Source organism: Streptacidiphilus sp. PAMC 29251 (assembly GCF_054208735.2).
The window spans coordinates 3368832-3385647 of the sequence record NZ_CM135725.2 but is presented as its reverse complement, the minus strand read 5'-3'; the positions used below and the strand labels follow the sequence as shown (position 1 = coordinate 3385647).

Sequence of the window (16816 nt, the reverse complement as noted above, 5' to 3'; positions counted from 1 at the left end):
GTCTCGTCTTTCTGTTCTGCTCAGCCCAGCTCGGGGTGCGTCTGCTTGCGGACGGCGGCGAACTGCTGCCGTACCGCCTGGCCCACGGCCACGTCCTCGCCCGGGTTGACGGTGACCGCGTCGCGCAGCGGCCACTGCGGCGGGGTGGTGCTGCCGGCCAGCGCCCAGGCGGCCTGGCGGGCCGCGCCGATCGCGGCGTAGTCGCCGGGGGCCGGGATCACCACCGGGACGCCGAGCACCAGCGGGGCGATGGCCTGCACCGCGGCCAGCCGTCCGGCCGACCCGGTCAGGAACACCCGGCGCACCGCCACCCCGCGGTCCCGCAGCACGTCCAGCGCGTCCGCCAGCCCGCAGAGCATGCCCTCGACGGCGGCCCTGGCCAGGTGCTCGGGGCGCATCGAGTCGATCCGCAGCCCGGCCAGGGTCCCGGCCGCGTGCGGCAGGTCGGGGAGGCGCTCGCCGTCCAGGTAGGGCAGCAGCACCAGGCCGTAGGAGCCGGGGGTGGAGCGCAGTGCCAGCTCGCTGAGGCCGGCCGCGTCGGTGCGCAGCAGCTCGGCCACGGCCTGCAGCACCCGGGCCGCGTTCAGCGTGCTGACCTGCGGCAGATGACGTCCGGTGGCGTCGGCGAAGGCGGTGATGGCGCCGTCCGGGTCGACCAGCGGCTTGTCGTGGACGGCGTAGACGGTGCCGTTGCTGCCCAGGGAGACCACGGCGTCGCCCTGGTCCAGGCCGAGGCCCAGCGCGGTGGCCATGGTGGCGCCGGTGCCGGCCGAGATCAGCAGGCCCTCGGGGCTGTGCCCGGCGGCCTCGGCCGGGCCGAGCACGGACGGGACGGAGGGCTCGTGGCCCAGCGCCAGTGCCAGCAGGTCGCTGCGGTAGCGGCCGGTCACCGGGGACCAGTAGCCGGTGCCGGAGGCGTCGCCGCGGTCGGTGGCGCGGCGGTTCGGGTGGCCCAGCAGCTGCCAGACCAGCCAGTCGTGCGGGAGCAGCACCTCGGCGACGCGCTTGGCGTTCTGCGGCTCGTTCTCGGCCAGCCAGCGGAGCTTGGCGACGGTGGAGCCCGCGGTGGGGATCCCGCCGACCGCGTCGGTCCAGGCGGCGGCGCCGCCGAGCTCGGAGATCAGCTGCGCGGCGGCCCGACCGGCCCGCGGATCGTGCCGCAGCAGCGCCGGACGGACCAGCACCCCGCCCGCGTCCTGGGCCAGCATGCCCTGCTGCTGGGCGCTGACGCCGATCGCCCGGACGCCTTCGAGCATCCCGCCCTCGGCGGCGGCGCCGAGCGAGCGCAGCCAGGACTGCGGGTCGATCTCGGCCGTCGCGCCCCCGGCGGCGGTCGCACCGGGGTGCGGGGCGCGGTTCTCCCGCAGGATCGCACCGGTGTCGCTGTCACAGACAACGATCTTGGTGCTCTGGGACGAGCAGTCGATGCCAGCCGATATCGCCATGTAACGAGATCATGCCGCAAGGACGCGAGACTCGCGCCGTCCTGGAAGCGATTGCGGCCGGACGGCGCGATTCCGTCAGCGTTCGGCCGGGGCTCGCGCGCTCCCGGTCGGGGCGTGCGTGCTACCGCCCGGGGGCGCCCCAGGCGTCCGCGCCGGCCTTGCCGTCGGCTCCGGCCGCGCGGTCGCGCAGGTAGGGGACCCGCTCGGTGACCGAGGCCGGCAGCTTGTCGCCGACCTTGTCGACCACCACGTCCGCCGCCTTGCCCGCGGCCGTGCCGACCGCCTGCCGGGCGTTGCGGCCGGCCGACTGAACGGCCGGGGTCTGCGAGAGATCGCGGGCGCTCTTACGGAGCTGCTCGTAGCGTTCGCGTCCGGCGCGGGTGCCGAGTACATAGCCGACGGCCAGCCCCGCGAGGAAAGTGAGCTTGCGCATATCGCCTCCACCTCTGTCTGTCGTGCTCTGTCTGTCGTGTCTGCGTTTGTGCGCTTCGGGGAGCCTACGGCGGTCGGAGCCGGGCTGCCCGGCTGCCGCGCCGTCCATGGCCGCCTACCCTGGCCAGCGAGGACGAACCGGGGCGGTCGGCGCCGTGGGAGTATGGATTGGCGGAACACCCCCCTGGGTGCGCTAATGTATGACCCGCAGCAAGCGCCGCCCTCAGCTCGACGGAGCCGGGTCGGTGAAGCCGCACCTTCCCTCATAGCTCAATTGGCAGAGCAGCCGACTGTTAATCGGCAGGTTACTGGTTCGAGTCCAGTTGAGGGAGCCGCTGGAAGCTGTTCCGGCCGGTGAACGATCCTCCATAGCTCAATTGGCAGAGCAGCCGACTGTTAATCGGCAGGTTACTGGTTCGAGTCCAGTTGGAGGAGCTTCGCACAAGGGCCCCGACCTAGGTCGGGGCCCTTGTCGTTCTGCGGGGTCGTACTGTCGTCGTCTTCCGAGGAGGGGCAGGGGCAATGACGCACTCTCAACTGATCGAGGCCGCGCTGGCGCTGGTGGTGCTGGTGGCCGGGGCGTTCGGATACGGCCGGAGGCGCGGGGGCGGCTCCGGCGGTTCCGGTGGCCGGTCCGGTCGTGGGTCTGGGACCGACCGTCCGCGCCCCCGTCCGCGGATTCCCCGGCCCGGACCGCGGGCCGGTCGTCCCCCGGCCGCACCGTCCCGGAGCAGCAAGCGGGCGCCCTCGCGGCTGCCCGAGCCGCGCGAGATCTGGTGGGCCGAGGTGCCGTTCGAGGACGGCCCCGGCTCCAAGGACCGCCCCTGCCTGGTGCTGCACCGGGGCGCGACCACCGCCACCGTCCTGAAGATCACCAGCAAGCACCACACCGAGCGTCCCGGCGTGCTGTCGCTGCCCCGGGTACGGTCGGCGACCGCGAGCACCGCGCCAGCTGGCTGGAGACCGACGAGGCCCGCGAGGTCCCGCTGGCCGACTTCCGCCGCCGCGTCGGCGCGGTGGACGGCGGGCTCTGGAGCCGGGTCCAGAAAGCCCTGGCCTGACCGACGGGCAGGTCGGCTCAGCCGGCGAGCCGGGTCACGTCGGTGACCTTGCAGGAAATCTTGCCGCTCACCTGGTCGGGGCCGCCGGCCGAGGTCTCCACCTTCTGGCCGGGAGCGACGCTGGTGCTGCCGGTCGCCCCCTCGGACACCCGGGTGCCGTCCGCCTTGTCGAACTCCACGGTGACCAGGTAGGTCGAGGTCTTCGAGGACTGGTTGGTGATCGTCAGCTTGGCGGTGGGGAAGCCGGTGGTGGGGTCCACCGCACAGGAACTGATCCGGACGTCGTCAGCGGGCGGGTGAGTCTTGTTGGTGCTCTTCGAGCTGGACCGGGACAGCACCACGACCAGAACCACCACGATCACGACCACGGCGAGGACCGCGCCCAGGCAGCCGAAGAGACAGCCCCGGCCGAACCGGCGCTTCTTCTGCGGCGGCACCGGCGGACCGTAGTTGTACGGCGGCTGTCCGGGCTGGCCCGGCTGACCGTAGTGGTAGGACTGCTGCCCCGGTGGCTGCCCGGGCGGGGGCGGTGTGTCGCTCATGCGCCCACCCTGCGGGCTGGTGCCGGTCTCGGCAGGGGGACTGGGCCGGCCGGGTGACCACTCCGGCCGTCGCGCACCCCTACCCTCAGCACATGGAGCAACGGGGGATGACTTACAGGCTGGTGCGGCGATGAGCTGGCTGGATGCGACGGCGATGTCAGGTGCGCTCCTGCTGCCGACCCTCCCGCCCGAGCGGATCTACCGCCGTCTCCGACCACGTCGCCCCTGACGCCCCGGTCGGGCTTATCCTTTCGCGATGGTTGAGTTGACGACGGAACGGTTGTTGCTACGGCGCTGGCGTGAGGAAGACGTCGCGCCGATGGCGGTCATCGACGGGGATCCCCAGGTGATGCGCTATATCGCGGACGGGCGGGTGCGAACCCCGGAGGAGACGGCACGAGCCATCGCCGGGTTCGAGCGGACCTGGGACGAGCGCGGGTTCGGACTCTTCGCGGTGGAGCTCCGGGACACCGGGCCGGCGGGGGAGAGCGGTGCTCTCGTCGGGTGGGTCGGGTTGGCCATTCCGCTGTTCCTGCCAGAGGTGCTGCCCGCGGTCGAGATCGGATGGCGGCTCTCACCCTCGTACTGGGGACAGGGGATCGCCACCGAGGCGGCGCGAGCGGTGCTGCGTTTCGCCTTCGAGGAGGTCGGGCTCGACCGGGTGATCAGCGTCTGCCACCCGGAGAACCGCCCTTCCGAGCGGATCATGGAGAAGCTCGGGATGACCCTCGAACGGGAGACGGTCATTCCCGCGCACGGCCGCGCGGCCCGGGTGCTGGCCATCGACAATCCGCGCCGGACGCCCGACCCGCAGCCGAACCCGGGTCGCTAGCCTGCGCTTCCGGATCGGTGCCGGGTGAGGTTGTCGACGATCAGGCCGAGGGCGAAGTCGAAGCGCTCGTGTCCTGTGCCGGAGGTCAACTCGGCGGCGTAGCGGCGGGTCTGCGGGAACCGGTCGGCGGGTAGCGCGGTGAACCGGGCCACCATCTCGTCGCGGCCGACCACCCAGTCGTCCCCGCGTTGGCTCTGCCGCTGGGCGACCAGGGAGGTCTCCAGCGCGTAGCCGGCGACGTAGAGCGAGAGGGCGTCGATCGCCCAGGCCGCCGTCTGCGGTTCGATGCCGCCGGCCAGCAGGATGGCCAGCATTCCCTCGTTGACGCGCAGGACGTCGAGGTTGGTGGCGACCATGGCCAGCGCGGCGCGGGAGATGCCGGGGTACTGCAGGTACTGGTCGCGGATCTGGGCGCAGACGTCCAGGATCTGCTCGCGCCAGGCCGCCGGGTCCGGCGCGGGCAGGGCCAGCTGCGCGCAGAGCCGGCCGATGATCAGCTCGTCGATGTCGGCCTTGTTGACCACGTGCGCGTACAGCGAGGCGGGGCCGGTGTCGAGGACGGCGGAGACGCTGCGCATGGTCAGGGCGTCATAGCCCTGGGTGGCGACGACCTGGAGCGCGGCGTCGGTGATCCTGCCCACGGTGATCGGCGGCTTCCGGCGCCTCGGCTGCGTCGGGGGAGCGGGCGGTTGGGCGTGCCGGGCGGCGCGGCGACGTTCCGGATCAACGGTCATGCAGCTCAGCCTACCTTGACACGAACATTGTTCGTCACGTAGAACTTAGTTCGTGACTGTAGAACAAAGTTCGTTGGAAGCGTCGAGCGACCTCGCCGCGCTTCCCGTCCGCCGAGCCTGGCTGGTCCTCGCGGTGGTGTTCATCGCCGATGTGATGGACGTGATCGACTCGACCATTGCCAACCTGGCCGGCCCCTCGATCCGCGCCGACCTCGGTGGCAGTGAGACCACCCTGCAATGGGTGCTCACCGCCTACACCGCGGCCTTCGCCATCGGCCTGATCACCTCCGGCCGGCTCGGCGACCTGCTCGGCCGCCGCCGGCTGTTCCTGCTGGGCATGGCCGGGTTCACCCTCGCCTCGCTCGCCTGCGGCCTGGCGCCCGGCGTCGGCTTTCTGATCGGCGCCCGGCTGGTGCAGGGCCTGTGCGGCGCGGTGATGATCCCGCAGGGCTTCGCCATGGTGAAGGTCGTCTTCCCGCCCCAGGACCTCCGCAAGGCGCTCATCCCCTTCGGCCCGGTGATGGGCCTGGCGACCGTGGCCGGCCCGATCCTGGCCGGCTGGCTGCTGCACCTGGACCTGTTCGGCAGCCAGTGGCGCTCGATCTTCCTGATCAACGTGCCCGCCGGCATCCTCGCCTGGGCCTTGGCCTGGCGCTTCCTGCCGCACCGTACCGGCGAGGACGCCGACGCCCGACTCGACCTGGGCGGCATCGCCCTGCTCACCCTGGCCTCAGCGCTGCTGATCATCCCGCTGGTGCAGGGCCGCGATCTCGGCTGGCCGCTGTGGACCTATCTGTCGATGGCCGGTTCGCTGGTCACCCTGGCACTGTTCGTCGTCTCCGAGCGCCGCAGCAGCCACCCGGTGATCACCCCGTCCCTGTTCGGCAAACGCAGCTTCGTGGCCGGCCTGGCCATCGTCGGCACCTTCTTCGCCGCCCTGAGCGGATTCCAGCTCGCGTTCAACCTGCTGCTGCAGCTCGGTCTGCACTGGACCCCGCTGCACACCAGCCTCACCCTGATCCCGCTGGCCCTCGGCAGCGCCGTCGCCGTGGTCCTCGCCGGTGCTGTGCTGACCCAGCGGATCGGCCGCACCACCCTGCACCTCGGCCTCGGCATCGCCGTCGTCGGCCTGCTCGCCCTGTGGTGGACCATCGATCACTGGGGCGGCAGCCTCACCTCCACGACCCTGGCCCCCTCACTGCTGCTGGTCGGGTTCGGCACCGGCCTGGTCTTCGTCCCGATCTTCGACTTCGTCCTCGGCGGCGCCACCACCGAAGAGGTCGGCACCGGCGCGGGCATGCTCAACGCCGTCCAGCAGTTCTCCGGCGCCATCGGCGTCGCCGCCCTCGGCACGGTGTTCTTCGCCCAGGCCAACCACGGCACCATCGCGGCCTTCGACCACGCCGGCGAACTCGTGATCGGGATCGCCGCTGTGCTGTTCCTGATCGCCTTCGCCCTGGTCTGGCTCCTCCCCAAGCACGCCCAGCAAGCTGAACACTGATGCCGGCTCCCCGATTGTGACGATCTGTCAGGCGTGGCTCGGTGTCGGCTCCGGCTCCGCCCCGGAGAGTGGCGCTGCCGCGCGGCGGGGGAGCAGCAGCGGGGTCGCCAGCAGCAGCACTCCGGCCAGGCCGATGGCCGTACGCGGGCCGATCAGCGCGCCCAGTACCCCCCAGACGGCTGTCAGCAGCGCGGTCGAGGCCTTGGTCGTCACCGTCCAGGCGGTCAGCGTGCGGGTGACCCGGTCGGTGGCGGTGCGCTGGAGGCGGTAGGTGGCGTAGACAGGGTTGAAGACCCCGCAGCAGAAGATCAGCCCCAGTTCGACGCCCATCACCAGCAGCAGCCCTCCGCTGCCCGGCCCGACGAAGGCCAGGCCGACCGGCCAGAACGCACGCAGCGTCCCGGTCGCGACCAGGACCTGGTGCTGGCCGAACCGGGTGACCAGCGGTCGGGCCAGCCGTGAACCGAGCAGTCCGCCGATCGAGGGCGCGGCGAAGGCGAGGCCGTACTGCCACGGTGCGAACCCGAGCCGGCCGAGCATCAGCACGGCCAGCAGCGGCCCGGCGGCCATCACCAGGCCGTTGAACAGGGCGGTGTTGACCAGCAGCGGACGCAGCGCCGCGTCGGCGAGGATGTACCGCCAGCCGTCGAGCAGATCCCCGGCCCGCAGGCGCGTGGCCTGGCGGCGCTCGGGCCGCGGCTCGTCCCCGCCGGTGGCGCGGATGCCCAGGGCCGAGAGCAGGTAGCTGACCGCGTCCGCCAGCACCGTCGCCACCGGACCGAGCAGCCCGATCGCCGCGCCGCCCAGCGGCGGTCCGATGATCGTGGTCGTCCAGGCCGTGGACTCGAAGCGGGCGTTGGCGACCAGCAGGTCCTCGGCCGGCAGCAGCGTCTTCAGGTACGCGCCGGAGGCGGCGCGGAAGGTGATGTCGGCCGCCGCGACGACGACCGAGACCAGCAGGAGTTGGAGGAAGGTGAGCCGGCCGAACGCGAACGCGACGGGGATCGTCAGTAGCGCCGCGCACCGGACCAGGTCCATCGCGATCAGCACCGGCCGCTTGCGGCGGAACTCCACCCACGGGCCGAGCGGCACCGCCGCGGCCGCGCCCACCGCAGCCCCCACCGAGGCCAGCGCGGCGACCTCGGCCGACCCGGCGTGCAGAACCCGGATGGCGATCAGCGGGAACGCCCCGAAGGCGAGCCAGGTGCCGAGCGCACTGGTCCCGTACGCTCCCCAGAGCCACCCGAAGCGCCACCCCAGTCGATGTCCGAGCAGTTCTCCCAGCCGGTGCCCGCTCCCCATGTCAGACGCCCCTCGCTGCTCACCCGTACAACCGATCCGCGACCGGAAACATCAAAGCAAGCGCCGTACCTGGGGATCAAACAACCCCAGTGCCACCGCTCACAACCAATGGTTGTGCCCCTAGGGTGTCGGTATGGACCTCGACACCGTCCGGACCTTTGTCGCCGCCGCCGACGCGGGGCAGTTCCAGGAGGCCGCCGCCGAGCTGGCGGTCACCCAGCAGGCCGTCTCCAAGCGCATCGCCGCCTTGGAGCGCGACCTCGGCGTGCGGTTGTTCACCCGCACCGCGCGCGGGGCCGAGCTCACCATCGACGGGCAGGCGTTCCTGCCCCACGCCCGCGAGCTGCTGCGTGTCGCCGAGCGTGCGGTCGCGTCCGTGAGCGCTGGCCGCCGGCCGCTGCGCGTCGACATGCTCTCCTCGCGCGGCGCTGGGTCGGGTCTGATGCGCGGCTTCCACCGTGCACACCCCGACATCGAGCTCGACCTGCTGATGCTTCACGACATCGAGACGGCCCTCGCCGCGATTCGCTCCGGTGCGATCGACGCGTCCTTCCGCGCCGTCGCCGCGCCTGGTCGGCCCCTCCCCGAGGACATCGAGTCCGTCCGGGTGCTCGACGAGCCGCTGCAACTGCTCACCGGCCCCGCCCACGCGCTGGCGGGCGCCCGGTCGGTGACCCTCGCCCAGCTCACCGGGCACCGGATCTGGATGCCCGGCATCGTCCCCGGCACCGAGTGGGCCGCCTACTACGACGACCTGGTCGCCGAGTTCGGCCTCACCATCGAGGCGACCGGCCCCAACTTCGGCTCCGACGCGCTCCTGGACACCATCGCCGACACCCCGGCCCTGGCCACCTTCATGGGCGGGGAGACGAGGCTGGTCTGGCCCACCGACCACGGCCTGCGCCGCATCCCGGTGACCGACCCGACGCCCGTCTACCCGCACTCGCTGCTCTGGCACCGCGACAACCCCCACCCGGCGCTGACCACCCTCCGCGCCCACCTCGCCGCCACAACGGCGGGCCACGACGCAGTCGGGACCTGGGTCCCGGAGTGGGTGCTTCCGCGCTGAACGCCGGACCGGGTGGTGCGGCGTTGGTGGCCGGCTAGTCCTGTCTTTCGCACATGACTCTTTGTGGCGATTCGCAGCCTTGGGCGGTGTCGTCATCGAGCTGTGGGCGTTGATGGTGGCGTGCCTGTCTCCGTCGGTCGCGATCGTTCCCGTGTGCAGCGTCCCCGAGCCGAGCTTCTGATCACTGCGGTGGTCGAGAAGCGGCTCGGGGCGCTGCCGGCCTGTGCGCACTTCCTGCGCCGGCTGGACGTCGCCGGCATCATCGACGGACTGTGCCCGGTGCGCGACGTCGCTCACCTCACCCACGGACAGGTCATCGAGGCGCTGATCGCCAACCGCCTGTCCTCGCCCACACCGCTGTTCAAGGTGGCTCGCTGGGCCGAGCAGTGGGCGGTGGAGGACGTCTTCGGCATCCACGCCGACTTCCTCAACGACGACCGCATCGCCCGCGCGCTGGACGCCGTCGCCCCGCATCTGGACGAACTCATCGGATCCATCGGGGCCAAGGCGATCACCGAGTTCGGCATCGACGCCTCGCGCTGCCACTGGGACATGACCAGCGTCTCCCTCTACGGCGCCTACGAGAACCCCGACAGTGACTACCCCGTGGTCAGGTTCGGGCACCCCAAGGACCGGCGCACCGACCTGAAGCAGATCCAGGCCGGAATGGCGGTCACCGGCGACGGCGGCATCCCCGTCACCCACCGCGCCTTCAGCGGCGGAGCCGCCGAGGTCTCCCAGGTCACCGGCGCGATGACCGCCCTGCGGCAGATCGCCGAGCGCCCGGACCTGCTGCTGGTGGGCGACAGCAAGCTGCTGACCTACGACAACGTGTCCGCGATGACGGCCGAAGGCGTCCACTTCCTGGCCCCGGCCGCCGCCGCCAGCGTCGACAGCGCCGTCTACGCCGCCCTGGACCTGGAATCGGCCGCAACCGTGGACTACACCGCCGAACGCGACGCCGACAAGCCGGCCGACCAACGCGCGGCCTACCGGGTCCTGGAGGACGAGTTCACCTGGAAACCCCGGCGCAAGAAGGACCCCGCGCTGACGATGCGCCGGATCCTGGTCCACTCCAGCGCCAACGCGACCGGCCAGCTCAAGGCCCGGACCAAGAAGCTGGCCCGGGCCCGCGAGGACCTGGAGAAGGTCCAGCGCAACCTGGGCACCCGCCACTACCCCGACGCCAAGAAGGTCGCCGACACGGTCGCGGTGATCGCCACCAAACACCGGGTCACCGCCTACCTGCACACCGACGTCGGCACCGGCCCGGACGGGAAACCCACCCTGGCCTGGTCCTTCGACCAGGCTGCCATCGACGCCGAAGCGGCCGTCGACGGCTGGTACGCGCTGTTGACCAACCTGCCCGCCGACCAGGCCACCGCCGCCCAGGTCCTACTGCACTACAAGGGCCAGGGCACCGTCGAACGCCGCTACAGCCACGTCAAGGGCCCCTTCGCGATCGCGCCGATGTTCCTGCAGAACAACCGCCGCATCGCCGCCCTGATCACCGTGATCTGCCTAGCCCTGCTCGTCTTCTGCCTGATCGAGCGCCAGGTCCGCCAGGCCCTGGGCGACCAGCGCACTATGCACGGCCTCCAGCCCGGCAGCAACCAGGCCCTGCGACCCACCGGCGAACTGATCCTGACCGCGCTGTCCGACCTGCGCATGCGCAGCGGCACCGCCACCAACCCACCGGTCGTCCTAGTCAGCGAAGGCATCCAGGCCCGACTCCTCGACATACTCGAAGTCGACCCAACCCACCCCCGCTGGCTCGACACACGTTTCCCCATGTGCGAAGGACACGGCTAGTGCCTGCGCCAGCGTTCGTAGAGGCTGAGCGCCGCCCCTACTGCGGCGATGGCGATCCCGACGGTGATGATCAGGGCTGCGGGTTGGGTGACGGCCTGGTGGGCCGTGGCGAGGAACATCCCTCGCACCTGCCCCGATGCGCGTCCCGGATGCAGGCCGGCTCAGCCGGGCCGGGTGCCGAGCGCCACGACGATCACGATGGCGACGACCGCAGCCAGCGTCACGGCGAGCCCATCGCCGTAGGACGAGACGGGGGCGGTGGCGGGCGTGGCGGCGGCAAGGAAGATCATGCGGAGCTGCTTCCCCAACTCCGACCGAGGATGCGGCGGTTCAGTCAGGCCGGCCTCAGCCCAGCAAGTGGTAGCCCTTCATTCCGCGCTCACGGGGTACGCGCCACACATGATCACCCTCGCGGCACAGCATGGCGGCAACCCACCCTCCTCCGGATGGTTCCTGCTGCTCTGGTCCCTCCTCGCCCTGCCCGCCGGCATCGCCCTCGCCTCGCGGGCCGGATCGGGGTGGTTCCACCAACGCCTGGTCCAACGGTTCCAGGGCAACCACTACCCGCGGACCGTCCCCGCGCCCGTATGGGGCATCCGCACCGGCGGGGTCGTCTTCGCCCTGGCCAGCATCCTCGGCCTGCCGTTCGGCATCTGGCTCATCGCCCGCTAGCTGTACTGCCCCGGGAGGTTCACGGAAGCGGGCCACGCTCGAACGGCCGCCTCAACGGGTCTCGCTGCGTCCCGCGATCAGGTAGGCAGCGCAGCCCAGCAACGTCCCGATCACGCAAGCAACCATCCACGCCTGCGCCGACATCAGCCGAGTGTCCGGGTGTTCACGCAGGTCGCGCACGCAGAAGACCATCACATAGACAGCAAAGGCCACCAGCACCAGCGGGGCCAACGCGGTCGAGGTCATGCGCCCACTGTAGAACCGCGAGGGCGGGCGGAACAGATCCCGCCGCAGACAGGGTCAGGCCTGCTGGTCAGGCCGCGGCGGCAGCCCGCAGGTCATCGGCTGTCAGCAGCGACAGCAGGCCGATGCCCTCCGCTGCCAGGGCATCGGCGCCGCCCTGCTCCCGGTCGATCACGCACAGGGCCTGGCGCACCACGGCCCCCAAGCCCCGCAGATCCGCGGTCGACAGCACGATCTGTCCGCCGCTGGTGACCACGTCCTCAATGACCAGCACCCGCCGACCGGCCACCTCCGCGCCCTCAGCCAGACGGCAGGTGCCATACGGCTTGGCCTGCTTGCGCACGAACGCACACGGCAGTCCGGTGTGTCGGCCGAGCGCGGTCACCACCGGGATGCCACCCATCTCCAGCCCGGCGAGCACCTCGGTGTCGGACGGCACCAACGGGGCCATCAACCGGGCAATCTCGTCCAACAGAACGGGGTCGGCCTCGAACCGGTACTTGTCGAAGTACTCCGTGGCAGTGAGTCCCGACCTGAGCGTGAACTGTCCGGTCAGATGAGAGGCCGCGTGGATACGGCGAGCAAGATCAGAATGTGTCATCACGGGCATCCAGTCTTCCAGCCACCCCGCCCTGACCCGACACCGGCTCCCGGCGGAGCAGCCAGCCAGGTTCGTCGACGGTGGTGCCCACCGCGGGGACTGTCAGCGTCTTGGCTCCGTCCCATATGCGGTGGTGACGCTTCGGGTTGCCTACTGGACGGCGTCGACGGCGGCGCGGTCGAGTTCGAGGCCGTTCGCGAAGGAGCGCAGGTGGGGAAGGTCGACGGCGCGGATCTGGGTGATCCAGTCGGTGAGTTTGGCGTCGTTGCCCTCGGCCGACGCCAGGAGCACGGCGAACTCGCCGACGAGGCTGGCGAGTTCGGTCATCTCGGCGCAGGTGGCAGTGAGTTCCCGCAGGAGTTCGGTGCCTTTGTCGCGCAGATTGCCGGGGTGGGTCGTTGTTGCTGTTCAGTCGGGGGGATCTCCGATAGAAACTTCACCCCTCAGCCACTCGATGCGCCTGTGGACCGTGCGAACTGCCCCGCAGGTCACGCAGTCGCCGGAACCGGCCACAGCGGAGCCGCTCACCACACTGCCGGCCTCGGCTCCTCCGTGGGGTCCGCAGGTCGCGATGGCACAGCGTCGTACTGTCCCTGTTGCAGGCCAGAGTGGATACCACCGTCATCGCGCTCTGGATCGGCCGCTCCGGCGTCCGCTCCACCAACGCCTACGTCCATGCCGACATGACCATCAAGGAGAAGGCCCTGGCTTTCACGACGCCAGTGACTGCCCAACCGGGCCGTTACCGCCCCGCCGACAAGGTCTTCGCCTCCCTGGACCGCCTGTGACACCGACGATCGGCTCGGCTGTTGGAAGAAACCTGACCCCGCGACGTCGCTTTCAGTCCTCCCACGGCCACAGGCTGAAGCACCACCATCGACCGCGCGGTGAAACGGTGTGTCTCAGGGCCGGATGATCGAGGACTCTGCTGTCCAAGCGCCCGACGATGCGGACGAGTTCGCGCGCGGACTTGGGAGGCAAAGCATGCATGGCGACCTCCAAGAGGTCTCGCCACTCGCTTGGCTCCGGTGGGCAGCAGGACGGTTCACCACAGCCCGTGCGAACGACAGGGGAACGCCGTCGCGGGGTATGCGCCAGCGCACTCCAGGCAGCCAGGGCTTTGCCCAGGTCGCCGGGCACGAAGCGAGTTCGCTCCAAGTGGATGATCTCGGCCTGCGCCGAGCCAGAGACCTGACCGATCTTCGAGTACCGCCCGCGCTCAACCGGGAACCTTTGGCGGTCTGAGCGCAGGTCCGAAGGGCGCCTACGCGGCATGGTCCTTTCGCTGCAATGTCATGGCGCCAGTGTGTCAGAAGCCGGGCATTCATTCAGCCGTGGGCCGCCGGAATCCCGGATTGCGATGCCGCCACCAGTACAAGACGGTGCGGTCGTCGGGCCAGGCCGCGAGCTGAATGCCCTGGGGCTCGAAGCGGTCGTGATCCAGATCGATGAGCCGCCCAACTCCGTTCCAACGGCTCGTCCTTGGCCGGAGCCCGGACATGGTCGAGGAAACGCTCATGACTGGCACCGCGCCTCGAAGTTGCGCTGGGCGTCGATCAAGGACGTTCTCCGGTGTGCTCGCGCCCGGCCCGGTCGACTTCGGTGCGCCCGTACTGCCAGCGGGTCCCGGTCCTGCGGTTGATCGCCTGGGCCACTATCGGAGTAGATGGGCCCTGACCTGCGACGTAGACCCCCTAGAGGGGGCCGTGCCCCGTGCGCCGGCACCCCGTCCACGAAGGAGATCGAGATGCCCGACCACATGCTCCCCGGCTGGCCCGAGGAGCCCCCGTATGTGCCCGCCGTACGCAAGCAGCCGCAGGTGGTGCACCACCACCACTACCCGGCCCCGCCTCCCGTCCCCGACGTCCGCACCGTGCTGGCCTGGACCGCCGTCGGAGGGGTCAGCGTGGCTGCCCTGCTGGCCATGGCCATGGCCTTGGCTGCCGTCGTCAGCGGCCTGGCCGCCCTGGCGCTGGGCATCCTCGCCCTGGTGTTCCGGGGCATCTAGAGAGATCTCCGGAAGGGATGAACTCGATCCCCCCGACCTGCGGTTCCAAGACCTGAAGTTCAGAATTGATGTACATGGGGGCAGAGGCAAGGAGGCGAACTTATGCCCGACTATGAGTGGACTTCGAGGTACACATACGGGGATGACCCAGAGGTTGAGCTTTCCATCGACGAGGACGGTTGCGCCTTCGACGGGAGCGCGCAGGATTTCGCCCAAGCGAAGATCCGCGAACTACTGAACCCGAATCCACCGGCTGATCATTTCGGGGTTGCTCTCCTGCCCGTGGACGGTCGGCCGCTGGGGGCAACAGGTTGAGGGTGTGCGGTAGCCGCCGTGCGCGGGTCGCGGCCTGTCCGAGGGGTTGTGCGGGGTCGGGAGCGGTTGGTGGCGCTGTCGCCGGTGGCCGTCGGGCCGTCGCGGTGCGGGATCTTGTGGCGGTCAGGCCGCCGGGCGCGGCGGTGGGGAGTGGACGGCCTCGAACAGGGCGGTGAAGGCGTCGCGCCAGGGCCAGTGCTCGGGCAGATGCACCGTCAATTTGGTGCGCGCGGTGCGCGCGAGCCGGGCCGGGACGTGGACCAGGTGGGCGCGCAGGGTCGCTGTGGTGGCCTTGGCGTGGAAGACCGAGGTCAGCGCACCGGCGGCCCGCAGCAGGTTGTGCGACATCGCCCACAGGGTCAGCCACGCGGCGTTGGCCTGGAAGTTCCCGGACGGCAGGTGGGCCAGAGGCCCGGACTTCCCGTCCGCGATCACCTGCTCCACCACGGCGTGCTGCCGGTGGTGCAGTTCCGCCTGCAGCACCGCGAAGGAGCTGTCGGTGAAGACGGGGTGGTAACGCCAGGCGGTGAACAACTCGCCCTGACCCTGGGCCACTTCGGCGTTCAATCGGCGGACCCGGCGCACGATCAGCCGGGCGGTGACGTGCTCGGACTTCCTTCGGCCGGTGAAGGCGGTGTAGGGGATCTCGGCGACCTCGGCGTCGGAGACCATCTCGCCGGTGTCGGGGTCGACGAAGGCGTCCGGGTAGCGGATCGCCGTCCAGGACTCCTGCGGGATGCGGGAGATCGCGCCCGCGATGGAGGGGTTCATGCCGGTGGTCAGGGAGAATCGGGCGCCGGCCCGGCGGCAGGCGGCGACCACGTCGGCGGTGTAGAACTTGCTGTCCGCGCGGACCAGGCGGATCCCGGTGCCGCCGGTCTCCTTCGCTATGGCCAGGGCCTCGCTCACGAAGCTCTCGGCTCCGCGGACGTCGGCGGCCTTGCCGCGGCGCAGGCGGACCGCGCCGATCACGGGCCGGGCGATCGGGGTGGACAGGGTGGCCAGGATCGGGTGCAGGGTGCGCTGGCCCTTGAGGCGGCCGACCTGCGCGCCCTGCTTGGCGTGGCCGTACACGCGGCGGTGGGTGGGGTCGATGTCGATGAACATCAGTGTGTCGGCGCCGGGCAGCAGTGGGGTGCTGCGGGCCAGTCGGGCCAGGAAGTCGCGGTGAACGCGGTGGAGCTGGCGGTTGTGGCCGTGGGTGAAGGAGCGCAGGAAGGTGCCCAGGGTGGAGGGCGCGCGGACCGAGGTGAAGGCGCGGTCCATCGCGCCGTGCCGCAGCCGCGCCGCGTCGTCGATGCTGTCCGCGCCCGCGCACATCGCGCTGATCAGCGACATCACTTTGGCGGCCGGGTTGGCTCCGCCGCTGTTGTCGGCGCCCTCGATGCGGAGCGCGGACGCGGCCAGTTGCCGCAGGCCGGCCCGCTCGGCCAGCCGGACCAGCGACAGCAGCCCGGCATCGGCGATCAGGTTCGGCTCGTCGAAGACGGCGGAAACCGCTGTGGCGGCATGGCAGGATTGCATCTCGCGGATGTTCTCTCGTTCTGGCGACTTGGTTCTGTAGGAAGTCCCATCGTCCCAGGTCAGAGGGCATCCGCGTCGTTATGTCCAGGCCTCGGACAGGTCATTCATCGGTGGATTCGGGCTGAATCAGCACTGGGCATTCGGTAAGAAGGGCGAGCGCGTGCCCGAACGAGTAGCAGTGTCCGTCTGGGACAGTCAGCGCGAGCCCCGTACAGAGGTCGCTCGCGCGGACTATCCCTGAACTGGCGCTTCCGTGTCTACTGCGTCTTCCATCAGACGCATGGGACTTCGCCTGTCTACCGGAGCGTCTGCGGGTCCTCTTATTAATGCTCTCCAGGCGAAATCCATGACGCCGACACACCGGTACGCCACGACCATCTGGGCTCTTCGACCTCCGTCCACTGCCGGGCGAGCTACACGCCGGGCCACTGTCCGGCGTGGTCGTCCACCCAGTTCACTCCGTCCCAGGTGAACGGGTCCTTTCCGGGATAGCGCTGCTGCATGGCCAGGACGAACTCGTCGCGAGTCATCAGGACCTGGGGCTCACGGCAGAAAGTGACGAAACGTTGCCGGTTGTCGTCGTGCATGCCGCCGACCTGCACCGGCCGGTCCTGTGGAGGGGGCTGGTCGCTCATGGGATCCAGCGTGGCCCCCTTCTTGAGGCCCGGCATCCCGGGCCGCTCCGGGGTGCGTCCTCTCGCCATGACGCGCAGTCTGGAGAGA

General features: G+C 70.5%; 20 protein-coding genes, 2 tRNA genes and 1 pseudogene. 11 read left to right on the top strand and 12 right to left on the bottom strand.

Annotation, left to right across the window (positions count from 1 at the left end; genetic code table 11):
* Positions 1-20: 20 nt before the first annotated feature.
* Entirely contained in the window at positions 21-1445 is a 1425-nt protein-coding gene (locus tag ACXKR8_RS15865; RefSeq protein ID WP_458273552.1) for an FGGY family carbohydrate kinase, read from the bottom strand.
* Between the two features lie 121 nt (positions 1446-1566).
* Complete coding sequence (locus ACXKR8_RS15860; RefSeq protein WP_458273551.1) at positions 1567-1878, bottom strand: YtxH domain-containing protein; 312 nt, start codon at positions 1876-1878, stop codon at positions 1567-1569.
* A gap of 258 nt (positions 1879-2136) precedes the next feature.
* On the opposite strand from ACXKR8_RS15860, the gene ACXKR8_RS15855 reads away from it, so the two are divergent.
* The 3 genes from ACXKR8_RS15855 to ACXKR8_RS15845 all read left to right on the top strand — a co-directional run bounded on the left by ACXKR8_RS15855 (position 2137) and on the right by ACXKR8_RS15845 (position 2984).
* A tRNA-Asn gene (locus ACXKR8_RS15855) sits at positions 2137-2209 on the top strand.
* Positions 2210-2239: 30 nt separating this feature from the next.
* Positions 2240-2312 (top strand) — tRNA-Asn (locus ACXKR8_RS15850).
* 87 nt (positions 2313-2399) lie between these two features.
* Positions 2400-2984 carry a hypothetical protein gene (locus ACXKR8_RS15845; protein ID WP_462100534.1) on the top strand — a complete coding sequence of 195 codons (585 nt, stop codon included), beginning with the start codon at positions 2400-2402 and terminating at the stop codon, positions 2982-2984.
* Here ACXKR8_RS15845 and ACXKR8_RS15840 read toward each other — a convergent pair.
* On the bottom strand, positions 2956-3480 hold the full coding sequence (locus ACXKR8_RS15840; RefSeq protein ID WP_458273549.1) for a hypothetical protein: 525 nt from the start codon (positions 3478-3480) through the stop codon (positions 2956-2958). The genes ACXKR8_RS15845 and ACXKR8_RS15840 overlap by 29 nt on opposite strands.
* A gap of 256 nt (positions 3481-3736) precedes the next feature.
* Between ACXKR8_RS15840 and ACXKR8_RS15835 the strand changes: the two genes are divergently transcribed.
* Positions 3737-4312: a GNAT family N-acetyltransferase gene (locus tag ACXKR8_RS15835; protein ID WP_458273548.1), complete on the top strand. Its 576-nt coding sequence runs from the start codon at positions 3737-3739 to the stop codon at positions 4310-4312.
* Here the strand turns inward: ACXKR8_RS15835 and ACXKR8_RS15830 are convergent.
* Positions 4309-5046: a TetR/AcrR family transcriptional regulator gene (locus ACXKR8_RS15830; protein WP_458273547.1), complete on the bottom strand. Its 738-nt coding sequence runs from the start codon at positions 5044-5046 to the stop codon at positions 4309-4311. The two genes, ACXKR8_RS15835 and ACXKR8_RS15830, sit on opposite strands and share 4 nt — an antisense overlap.
* A gap of 52 nt (positions 5047-5098) precedes the next feature.
* Here ACXKR8_RS15830 and ACXKR8_RS15825 point away from each other — a divergent pair, with 52 nt between their 5' ends.
* Positions 5099-6547, top strand: a complete 1449-nt coding sequence (locus ACXKR8_RS15825) for a DHA2 family efflux MFS transporter permease subunit (RefSeq protein WP_458273546.1) — start codon at positions 5099-5101, stop codon at positions 6545-6547.
* Between the two features lie 27 nt (positions 6548-6574).
* Here the strand turns inward: ACXKR8_RS15825 and ACXKR8_RS15820 are convergent, their stop codons facing one another.
* Positions 6575-7849 carry an MFS transporter gene (locus ACXKR8_RS15820; RefSeq protein ID WP_458273545.1) on the bottom strand — a complete coding sequence of 425 codons (1275 nt, stop codon included), beginning with the start codon at positions 7847-7849 and terminating at the stop codon, positions 6575-6577.
* 133 nt (positions 7850-7982) lie between these two features.
* Between ACXKR8_RS15820 and ACXKR8_RS15815 the strand changes: the two genes are divergently transcribed.
* Complete coding sequence (locus ACXKR8_RS15815; RefSeq protein ID WP_458273544.1) at positions 7983-8918, top strand: LysR family transcriptional regulator; 936 nt, start codon at positions 7983-7985, stop codon at positions 8916-8918.
* Between the two features lie 153 nt (positions 8919-9071).
* Positions 9072-10730, top strand: a complete 1659-nt coding sequence (locus ACXKR8_RS15810; protein ID WP_458267569.1) for an IS1634 family transposase — start codon at positions 9072-9074, stop codon at positions 10728-10730.
* Here ACXKR8_RS15810 and ACXKR8_RS15805 read toward each other — a convergent pair.
* Both ACXKR8_RS15805 and ACXKR8_RS15800 read right to left on the bottom strand, forming a co-directional pair.
* On the bottom strand, positions 10727-10849 hold the full coding sequence (locus ACXKR8_RS15805; protein ID WP_458273543.1) for a hypothetical protein: 123 nt from the start codon (positions 10847-10849) through the stop codon (positions 10727-10729). The two genes, ACXKR8_RS15810 and ACXKR8_RS15805, sit on opposite strands and share 4 nt — an antisense overlap.
* 42 nt (positions 10850-10891) lie before the next feature.
* Positions 10892-11020: a hypothetical protein gene (locus ACXKR8_RS15800; RefSeq protein ID WP_458273542.1), complete on the bottom strand. Its 129-nt coding sequence runs from the start codon at positions 11018-11020 to the stop codon at positions 10892-10894.
* 109 nt (positions 11021-11129) lie between these two features.
* Here ACXKR8_RS15800 and ACXKR8_RS15795 point away from each other — a divergent pair, with 109 nt between their 5' ends.
* Positions 11130-11402: a hypothetical protein gene (locus ACXKR8_RS15795; protein ID WP_458273541.1), complete on the top strand. Its 273-nt coding sequence runs from the start codon at positions 11130-11132 to the stop codon at positions 11400-11402.
* A 51-nt stretch (positions 11403-11453) separates the two neighbouring features.
* On the opposite strand, the gene ACXKR8_RS15790 is transcribed toward ACXKR8_RS15795, so the two are convergent.
* From ACXKR8_RS15790 to ACXKR8_RS15780, 3 genes and pseudogenes are all read right to left on the bottom strand, one after another.
* The gene (locus ACXKR8_RS15790) at positions 11454-11648 is read right to left on the bottom strand and encodes a hypothetical protein (protein WP_458273540.1); all 195 of its coding nucleotides are present in this window, start codon (positions 11646-11648) and stop codon (positions 11454-11456) included.
* A 67-nt stretch (positions 11649-11715) separates the two neighbouring features.
* Entirely contained in the window at positions 11716-12246 is a 531-nt protein-coding gene (gene pyrE, locus ACXKR8_RS15785; protein WP_462100533.1) for an orotate phosphoribosyltransferase, read from the bottom strand.
* Positions 12247-12405: 159 nt separating this feature from the next.
* Positions 12406-12642 (bottom strand): annotated as a pseudogene (locus ACXKR8_RS15780) (ISL3 family transposase); the annotation flags it as partial.
* A gap of 212 nt (positions 12643-12854) precedes the next feature.
* Here ACXKR8_RS15780 and ACXKR8_RS15775 point away from each other — a divergent pair.
* From ACXKR8_RS15775 to ACXKR8_RS15765, 3 genes are all read left to right on the top strand, one after another.
* On the top strand, positions 12855-13034 hold the full coding sequence (locus ACXKR8_RS15775) for a hypothetical protein (RefSeq protein ID WP_458273538.1): 180 nt from the start codon (positions 12855-12857) through the stop codon (positions 13032-13034).
* Positions 13035-13993: 959 nt separating this feature from the next.
* Entirely contained in the window at positions 13994-14254 is a 261-nt protein-coding gene (locus ACXKR8_RS15770) for a hypothetical protein (protein WP_458273537.1), read from the top strand.
* 102 nt (positions 14255-14356) lie between these two features.
* Positions 14357-14569: a hypothetical protein gene (locus ACXKR8_RS15765; RefSeq protein ID WP_458273536.1), complete on the top strand. Its 213-nt coding sequence runs from the start codon at positions 14357-14359 to the stop codon at positions 14567-14569.
* Positions 14570-14692: 123 nt separating this feature from the next.
* Here the strand turns inward: ACXKR8_RS15765 and ACXKR8_RS15760 are convergent, their stop codons facing one another.
* Together ACXKR8_RS15760 and ACXKR8_RS15755 are read right to left on the bottom strand one after the other, a co-directional pair.
* On the bottom strand, positions 14693-16093 hold the full coding sequence (locus ACXKR8_RS15760) for an IS1380 family transposase (RefSeq protein ID WP_458266600.1): 1401 nt from the start codon (positions 16091-16093) through the stop codon (positions 14693-14695).
* A 413-nt stretch (positions 16094-16506) separates the two neighbouring features.
* The gene (locus ACXKR8_RS15755) at positions 16507-16797 is read right to left on the bottom strand and encodes a hypothetical protein (RefSeq protein WP_458273535.1); all 291 of its coding nucleotides are present in this window, start codon (positions 16795-16797) and stop codon (positions 16507-16509) included.
* Between the last annotated feature and the right edge of the window lie 19 nt (positions 16798-16816).